General features: G+C 71.8%; 1 protein-coding gene. It reads left to right on the top strand.

What is annotated here, in order from left to right:
- Positions 1-1,646, top strand: a 1,646-nt coding sequence (locus tag WA805_RS00475; RefSeq protein WP_425241380.1) for a hypothetical protein, incomplete at both ends; no start/stop codon positions are given.

Below are 1,646 nucleotides of genomic sequence, written 5' to 3'. Positions count from 1 at the left end.
GCTGGCCGATCATGTCCCTGGCGGCTCCCGGCTGGCGATGGCCGGGCGGCTCCAGCCGCCGCTGCGACTGGCTCGGCTGCGGGCCGAGGGAAGGATTCTGGAGATCGGCCCCGGCGATTTGTCGCTTGACCGCGACGAGGCGTCATTGCTGCTGCGCGGCGCAGACGTCGTGGTCGGCGAGGACGACGTGGCGGAACTTCACCGGCGGACCGAGGGATGGCCGGTCGGTTTGTACCTGGCGGCGCTGTACCTGCGGGAGGGTGGCCGGCTGGCGGGCGCGGCGGCGTCTTTCGGCGGGGATGACTGGCTGGTGAGCGAGTACGTGGAGGCGGAGTTCCTGGCCCGGATCTCCCACCGCAACCGGGTGTTCCTTACCCAGACCGCCGTGCTGGAGCGGATGTGCGGGCCGCTGTGCGATGCGGTGCTCGAGGCGGATGGGTCCGCCGGAGTCCTGGCCAGGCTAGAGCGGTCGAACTTGCTGCTGGTGCCGCTGGACCGGCGGGGGCAGTGGTACCGCTACCACCACCTGTTCCGCGACATGCTCCTGGCGGAGCTGCAACGCCTCGAGCCCGGCCTGGTCCCCGTCCTGCACCGGCGGGCCGCGCGGTGGTACGAGCGCAACGGGGAACCCGTCGAGGCACTGGGGCACTGGATGAAGGCCGGCGAGGCAGATGCGGCGGGCCGCCTGGTCGGCGCGCTGGCGTTTGCCGCCTACCAGCAGGGCCGGGTCGCTACCGCCGAGCGGTGGTTCGGGTGGCTCAAAGACCACGGGGCTGCCGCGAATCAGCCGACGGCCGCCGTCTTGGCCGCGATGATCTCCGCCTTGACCGGGAAGCCGGGTGAGGCCGAAAGCTGGGCCGAGGCCGCCGAGCGGGCAGCCGCCGTGGCCAGCTTGCCGGACGGGAGCGCCTCGATCCAGCCGTGGCTGGCGCTGATGCGGGCGCTGATGTGCCGCGACGGCGCAGAGCAGATGCGGGCCGACGCGGAACTCGCTGCCGGGACGATGGCCGCGGGCAGTTTCTGGCGGAACTCGGTGACGTTGTACCTGGGGATGGCGTATCTGATGGCCGGTGATACTGGCCGGGCCGATGTCCTCTTCGAGGACGTGGCCTCCGGAGGTCATCCTGGCGGCCCAGCCGTCGGTGTCTGCGTGGCGCTAGCGCAACGGTCGCTACTGGCGATCGCCCGGGGGGATTGGGAGGCAGCCGAGCGGCACCTGTCCCAGGCCCGGTCGCTGGCCGGTGAGGCCAACTTGGCGGACTACCCTCCCATCACGATCGTGCATGCGGTGGCCGCCCGGATAGCACTGCACGAGGCCGACCGGCCGCGTGCCCTGGCGGAGCTGACCAGGGCGCAGCGCCTTCGGCCGGCCCTGACCTACGCTGTGCCGCACCTCGCCGTCCAGGCCAGGATCGAGCTCGCCAGGTGCTACCTCGCAGTGTCCGACATCGTGGCGGCGCGGATCCTCCTTCGGGAGGCGACCGAGGTACTCACCCGGCGCCCCGGCCTGGGTATCTTCGCCGGGCAGGTCGCCGACCTCCGGGTGGAGCTGTCCTATGCCCGCAGTTCGTCCGCCCTGGGCGTCACGGCCCTGACGGCCGCCGAGCTCCGCCTGCTGCCAATGCTCCCGACCCATCTGTCGTTCC

This window comes from Trebonia sp., from assembly GCF_049794275.1.
GTDB lineage: Bacteria > Actinomycetota > Actinomycetes > Streptosporangiales > Streptosporangiaceae > Trebonia.
The sequence above is the reverse complement of the archived record's forward strand: the minus strand, read 5'-3'. Positions and strand labels throughout refer to the sequence as shown.